The following is a 5,759-nucleotide window of genomic DNA, read 5'->3' on the forward strand; positions in this document are numbered from 1 at the left end:
ATTCTTGAGCGGCGGTTTTGACGTTGACGTTTCGTGTGTGCATCCTGGTTTTCTCCTGTGGTGATGGCTGGCCATCTCCCTGGTGAGTTCTCTCGCGGCAAAGGGCAAAGGAGCAACGGCGAAGGGAGGAAGGAAAGGGGCGGAGACTAAAGTTTTTGCGGCACGCAAAAAGTTTTGGCGGAGTGCATTTCACCCCTTGGATGACGACCCGACGGTGCTACGACCAGCCCTCCGCGTGAGGACGCACGGGGGATGGCTTCACCAGGGGAACAGGATGCACACACCCGACACGTCGGAACGGCGTGGCGCCATTAAAGCGACGGCATCAGCCGGCGCGGTGAAGGCGTTCCGGACGGCACGGCCGGAGAAGCCGCAGCCTTTGACCTTCGCCATCAGACCCTAGCCGTATGGCCCGAAACCCGGAGGGGTTCGGCGGAGCCCGGCGGGTGCGCAGCGGCCGCCCTGGCGGAGTGGGGCTCGACGACCGGACAGCAGCGCTGGCCGGGAGCCGAAGGGGGCCATCGCCCTGCCCTGTTTTCGGGGTATGGCCATGCAGCTGCAGCTGACAAAGTTAACCGGCAGGACGCCGGATATGACGTACAGGCTAAAGAATATCGGGCACACCAGGCCGAAGCCAGGTATGAGCAGGTAGCTCGCGGAGTTACGAATTCAACAAAATCAGGCAGGACAGGCAGAACAGGCAGGGGGGAGGATCAGGCAGAGGGAGCAGAGGGGCAGCGCCGGAGGCGCGTCCCCCTTCCCCCGTTCCCCGAAGGGGAACAGCCCTTCCCGCAGGTTCAGGCGTGCGGTCGCGTCGGGAAGGAAAAAGGGGCTACCGGCGAACCGGCAACCCCTTCATAAAGGCGCTTCAGGCATATCAGGCCAACTCAGCTCCTGAAAAGGCGGGGTTTCCCCCGCCTCCAGGTTGCTACTTACCGTTGGATTCGTAAGCCAGGCTTGCCGCGACCTCCCTGTCCCCGTCCTTTAGCCGGAGTTCGCATAAGCGGTTCCGGGTCAGGCATGTGAATATTAAGAGCGTTATACACACGATTAATACGCACCAGATAAGGGCGTTTCGCGGCAGTTTCATGGTTTACTCCTCCTTGCAAATTGCACGGTAAGAGGCCATACTGGTGTTGACTAGACATTCAGTGGGCCTCGTGGGTTAATGAAAATTAACTACGGGGCTTTCTGCTTTCTGCCACACAACACGGCAACAAACCACCTTCACGTCATGAGACAAAAAGCCTCAAGCGCCATCGCCATTATATCCCGTTGTCGATCATCTGCCCAGGAATAACAGTCTGAAAACTGTATAAATCCTCATCGTTTTGCCGCGTCAACCAGTTCCTGAATATCCCAGTGCCTCACGAATTTCAGCGGCTCGCTGTTCGCTTCCGGCGGCCACGCCGGCGTTATAGATTAGGCTGATCATCGCCTGCAACATTTCCCAGTCATCCCGCTCCAGCCGGGCATCAAGACGGTACAGGATCTTCCCGCTTTCAGCATGCCGGAACACGGTACCCGTTTCTTTTTTGTCGAACCTTCGGCTGATAATGCTCAATATCCCTCCCGGTTATCCGTACCTTCTGACCACTCGCGGATCTGGTCTTCGAGCGCCTCAAGATGCCTGTCTATACTCACAGCCAGCTGCTCGCTTTCGGTTTCCAGCCAGCCACTGAGTCCGTCCCACTCGCAGCACATCTCTTTCAGCTTTGCAGACATGGTACGGAGCTTGTTACGCTGGCTACGGGCGACTTTCAGCTCCGTCTTGCAGGGGTTATTTCTCATTCGCCCCCCTGCTGGTATCGCAGCTTGTTCGGTACCTGCCAGCGCTCAGCAGTACGGACAGGCTCCGGAGTCTCCCGCACGATAAACGGGATTTCGTACATCACTGCATACAGCGGCTCGCCGCTGATGCGAAGCCAGTCAAGTTCCTTCAGCGACGCGAACCGCGACTGCCAGCGCCAGAACGGTCCGGCAAGCTCTGCCGCGTCAAACTCGTCGCTCCACCGGGTGTACCAGGTACAGACGGTTTGCGGAGACTGAAAATTCAGGTCGATTTTCGCCTGCTCCAGCAGATTCTGGCGCAGTTTCCAGCGCTGTTCATACTCACGAGACTGACGGCGAAGTTCGCGCGTGGTCTTAATGCCGGACCTGTGCAGCCGTCGCCCCGTGCGGGTGTGCATGACTTCAGGAAACAGTTCGGCCTGTACGTCAGTCGTGAGCGGCAGCGGGCAGGCTTCGCCACTGGTGGCAATCATCGTGTTAAGTGCCTCCTCGACCTGTTTCAGGTTCGAATGACGGTTATTTGGCACCCAGTGCAGGCCAGGTATTTTATTAGCAACCGTGGCGTTGAGGCGTCCGCTGCCCGTGAGAAGGCGCAGAAAAGTACGCACATACGGCATGGCGGGCAGCCGTGCACCGCGTTCGCGGGCAGACTCAACATGGCTGATAGCCTGTATTGCAGCCTGACGGGCTGGCTTCAGGGAAACGAGCGCGTGTGAGGACGGGATCATGCTGTCACCTCCCCGCTCATCAGGTTCGCCACGGTGCTGGCAGTGCAGTTAAAGCGGCGCATACCTGCCATCTGCGCGATCAGTTGACTGATCCGGTCGGGCTGGAGCGTGTCGCTCTGGTAAAGGGTACGCACGACTTCCCCGCCGGAGGAGAGCAGCACCAGAAGCCAGTAAGGCGAGACTTCGCCGGGGCTGCACACGCACAGATGCCAGTCATCACTGCCGTCCGCGCTGAAGCGGCACTGGACGGGGAAGAAGCCGCCGAACTCGCTGCGGAACTCGGCGCAGACGCGCCATCCTTCAGGTGTCGACAGGAGGCCGGTCACGGCATCGCTGAGGGCGCGGCGCGCGTCCTCGCCCTGCTGACGGATAAACTCCAGGTCTGTGGCGGTCAGGGTGTTGATTCGGTTCAGGTCATATTGCATGGTCATATCTGTTCCCGCCGCCCGAAGGCGGCGGCCTCCGGTATTAAGCAGCGTGATCAGTGGTATCAGCGTCGGATTCAGTGGCTTCTTCAGCCTCAGCGGCTGGCGCAGGGCGCACCATCCAGTCAGGCAGCCAGCCCTGAGCATTCAGATCCTGTTCGGCGGCCTTCGCCGCATCGCGGCGCTTGAGCTTCACAATCTCTCCGGCGCGGGCACTCAGTCCGGCTTCTTCGTAGGCTTTGCCAATCTGGGCGATGGTGAGCTTGCCGAAGTAGCTCTCTGCACCCGGTTGCCACCACTTACGCAGGTCAAAATCCAGCGCCTCTTCCAGCCCGTCCAGTTCGCTTTTCTGCGTATGGTTATACATACGTTCCTGAATACCGTTGATACCGTGCGCTGCACAGAATCCCAGCAGGGTGTTCACCTGCTCTGCTGACCATGACAGCAGCCAGGTGAAATCGAGATGCCAGTTTTCGGGCAGCGTTGCCTGAAGCGCCTCTTTCTGTGCTTTAAGCGCCGTCAGCGCCTTCCCTTCTTCACCGGATGGAGCCAGTGATGCAAGGTGATACTGATTCGAGGACACGGAGGCTTTCAGCGGTTCGCTGCGTTTACCGTAGCTGCGGTCAAACATACTGAGGCACAGTGTCCACGTCAGTAGCGCCACCGAAACATCGGGGCGACCCGCCAGTTCCGCCTGAACGGCGAGAGTGCGCTCCGCAGACATTGCCTTAACCAGCGTTGCCGGATAGGCGTCAGCAGGAATTTCAGGCGTGGTGTGTCTGATCACGTTGTTTTCACGTTCCTGACGCGCCTGTTCTTCTGCTGCCCGGTCTTCGTCGGTCAGCCTGCGGATACCAGGCTGAACCCGAAAATTGTCACCATCCCATGACACCCAGATACCGTGCGCGGCGCGAAATTCCGGCGTGGCTTCGCGGTACTGCGCCTCGCAGTAAATGTCATCGATCTGCTGCTGAAGCTCGTAGTCGTCATCGTAGGTTTCAGTAGCTTCCATTTGTTCTTCCAGCTCACTGACGCGCTTCTGTTCTTCTTCCGTCAGGACAGCTTTCGGCATGGCAAAACGGTACAGTTCACCGTCCTCACCGCTGGAGCGCAGTTCCGTCATACGGAACTCAGCCCATCCCCAGCCCTGCTCCTGCTTAACGCGGGCGGCGAGCACGGTGAGCTTGCCAGCCAGCAGAGATTTCACCAGCGCCGCATCGGCAAAGGTGCTGTCCTTGTCGCTGAACAGATCGGCGGTCAGCGTACCGCCAGCGGCGGTATAGGCTTCCTCGCCCACATACTCAAACATGGGGTGACTGATGGCCATCTTGTCGTCAGTCACCATTTTGCGCAGAGTCTGTACGGCAGGATCGCGCCACTGTTCAACAGCCTCTTTCCAGACCTGCTCCTGACGCTCATGGGTATCAGCAAGTGTCAGGACTTCACACTGTTCAAGGGAGATTTCATCCCGCGCCAGCGCATCCAGCAGGGAGGGGGCAAGATTCGCCAGCTTCAGGCAGCGCTGAACGTGGCGCGGGTGATAGCCCATCAGTGCGCCGATCTGAGAAGCCGTTTTACCTTCCTGCTGAAGGGTACGAAAACCGATAATCTGCTCGGCGGGATGCATGTTTTTACGTCGACCGTTCTCGATCATCGAGGCCGCCACCGCCATCTCCACGGGCAGGACTTTCACCGGAACAAACGGCGTGTCTGCATCGAGCACACCGCGCATCACCAGAATGCCTGTGCCCCTGCGGCGACCTTCCCCGCCGACAATACCGATCGTACCGTCCGGCAGTTCTGCACCGATCAGGTTTTGCAGGATGCCCATTGCCTGAATGCTGTCTGCCATCTCTTCCACTTCCTGATCGGTATGCGGAATGATGCGCGTGTTTAAGTCAGTGCGTGACAGGCGGGAGTACGGGAAAATTTGCACGGGCGTATCAGCGAGCAGCTGGACGAGCTTCTGCTCGGTAGACTGCGCGATTTTTTCCGCAGATTTTGTCTGGCGGGTGGTCCTGGCTGGTTTTTTTGCCGTAGTATTAGTGGCGACCATGATTTTTACCTCTCAGTGATAGTTGTGGTTAGCCGTGGCCGGATTGCCTTCCGGTCACGGCACTCGGTTAACCAGTAATGCGTTTCGGGTGTGCTGCCAGTGCCGCAAAGGACGGATAGCCATCCAGAACCTGCATCATGACTTTTGCCCCTTCCAGCATCGCTTTATCCGTTACGCGGCCGCTGTTTTCACACACGTTGATCGTTGCCACGATCCCCGATTTCACATCTGAAAAACGCTCATACATGCGGTTGCTGAACAGGACACGTTTGCCTCCTGCCATCACCTGCCAGTTGTTGCAGTCGTTAAAACGGGTGTCCACGTTGTCAAACTCGACCACGTGAGTGTCGCTGGCCTGAATACGGAGCAGCTTCACGATTTCGGTGCTCTGCCCGACCTTTCTGGTCGTCTGGCGGGTGTTAAGGTTCTGCATGGTTCCTCCTTCTCTGGGTTAAGGCCGGACTTCCGGCCTCCGGTTACATCTGCACGTATTGCAGGTTGCGCTTCAGTTCAAAAAGAAAATCCGGTTCAAACGACCAGGCGCGCCAGTTAAGCGTTCCGTTGGTGCGGATCTCCACCTGCACGTCGCCGTATCGGGACACATCGGACAGGGTGACGGTGACACCCGCTTTCAGCGCAGTGGCCTGAGCCACCCACTCCCGTGCGACAGAAACAGGGTTTTGTTCTTCCCCCATCTTCCTGGAAGATTCTTGAGCGGCGGTTTTGACGTTGACGTTTTGTGTGTGCATCCTGGTTTTC

8 protein-coding genes and 1 pseudogene are annotated in these 5,759 nt (G+C 58.3%); all 9 read right to left on the minus strand.

Going from position 1 to position 5,759, the window contains the following annotated elements; genetic code table 11:
• Positions 1 to 928 precede the first annotated feature (928 nt).
• On the minus strand, positions 929 to 1,051 hold the full coding sequence (locus tag CKK19_RS25005; protein ID WP_223256846.1) for a type I toxin-antitoxin system Hok family toxin: 123 nt from the start codon (positions 1,049 to 1,051) through the stop codon (positions 929 to 931).
• Positions 996 to 1,148 (minus strand): annotated as a pseudogene (locus CKK19_RS25010) (DUF5431 family protein); the annotation flags it as partial. The pseudogene CKK19_RS25010 and the gene CKK19_RS25005, both read right to left, overlap by 56 nt.
• Before the next feature lie 191 nt (positions 1,149 to 1,339).
• Positions 1,340 to 1,564 carry a hypothetical protein gene (locus CKK19_RS25015; RefSeq protein ID WP_074174463.1) on the minus strand — a complete coding sequence of 75 codons (225 nt, stop codon included), beginning with the start codon at positions 1,562 to 1,564 and terminating at the stop codon, positions 1,340 to 1,342.
• The gene (locus CKK19_RS25020) at positions 1,561 to 1,791 is read right to left on the minus strand and encodes a hypothetical protein (protein ID WP_047024591.1); all 231 of its coding nucleotides are present in this window, start codon (positions 1,789 to 1,791) and stop codon (positions 1,561 to 1,563) included. The genes CKK19_RS25015 and CKK19_RS25020 overlap by 4 nt, the downstream gene beginning before the upstream one ends.
• Complete coding sequence (locus CKK19_RS25025; protein WP_063854428.1) at positions 1,788 to 2,519, minus strand: plasmid SOS inhibition protein A; 732 nt, start codon at positions 2,517 to 2,519, stop codon at positions 1,788 to 1,790. The genes CKK19_RS25020 and CKK19_RS25025 overlap by 4 nt, the downstream gene beginning before the upstream one ends.
• Positions 2,516 to 3,091, minus strand: coding sequence for a conjugation system SOS inhibitor PsiB (gene psiB, locus CKK19_RS25030; protein ID WP_225455263.1), 576 nt, complete (start codon positions 3,089 to 3,091; stop codon positions 2,516 to 2,518). The genes CKK19_RS25025 and psiB overlap by 4 nt, the downstream gene beginning before the upstream one ends.
• Complete coding sequence (locus CKK19_RS25035; protein WP_063854426.1) at positions 2,988 to 5,000, minus strand: ParB/RepB/Spo0J family partition protein; 2,013 nt, start codon at positions 4,998 to 5,000, stop codon at positions 2,988 to 2,990. The genes psiB and CKK19_RS25035 overlap by 104 nt, the downstream gene beginning before the upstream one ends.
• Before the next feature lie 67 nt (positions 5,001 to 5,067).
• On the minus strand, positions 5,068 to 5,433 hold the full coding sequence (locus CKK19_RS25040; RefSeq protein WP_063854425.1) for a hypothetical protein: 366 nt from the start codon (positions 5,431 to 5,433) through the stop codon (positions 5,068 to 5,070).
• Positions 5,434 to 5,476: 43 nt separating this feature from the next.
• Entirely contained in the window at positions 5,477 to 5,749 is a 273-nt protein-coding gene (locus CKK19_RS25045; RefSeq protein WP_032656168.1) for a DUF905 family protein, read from the minus strand.
• Positions 5,750 to 5,759 lie beyond the last annotated feature (10 nt).

It is taken from the genome of Enterobacter sp. CCUG 70166 (assembly GCF_020224095.1).
In the GTDB taxonomy this organism is placed as follows: Bacteria; Pseudomonadota; Gammaproteobacteria; order Enterobacterales; family Enterobacteriaceae; genus Enterobacter; species Enterobacter intestinihominis.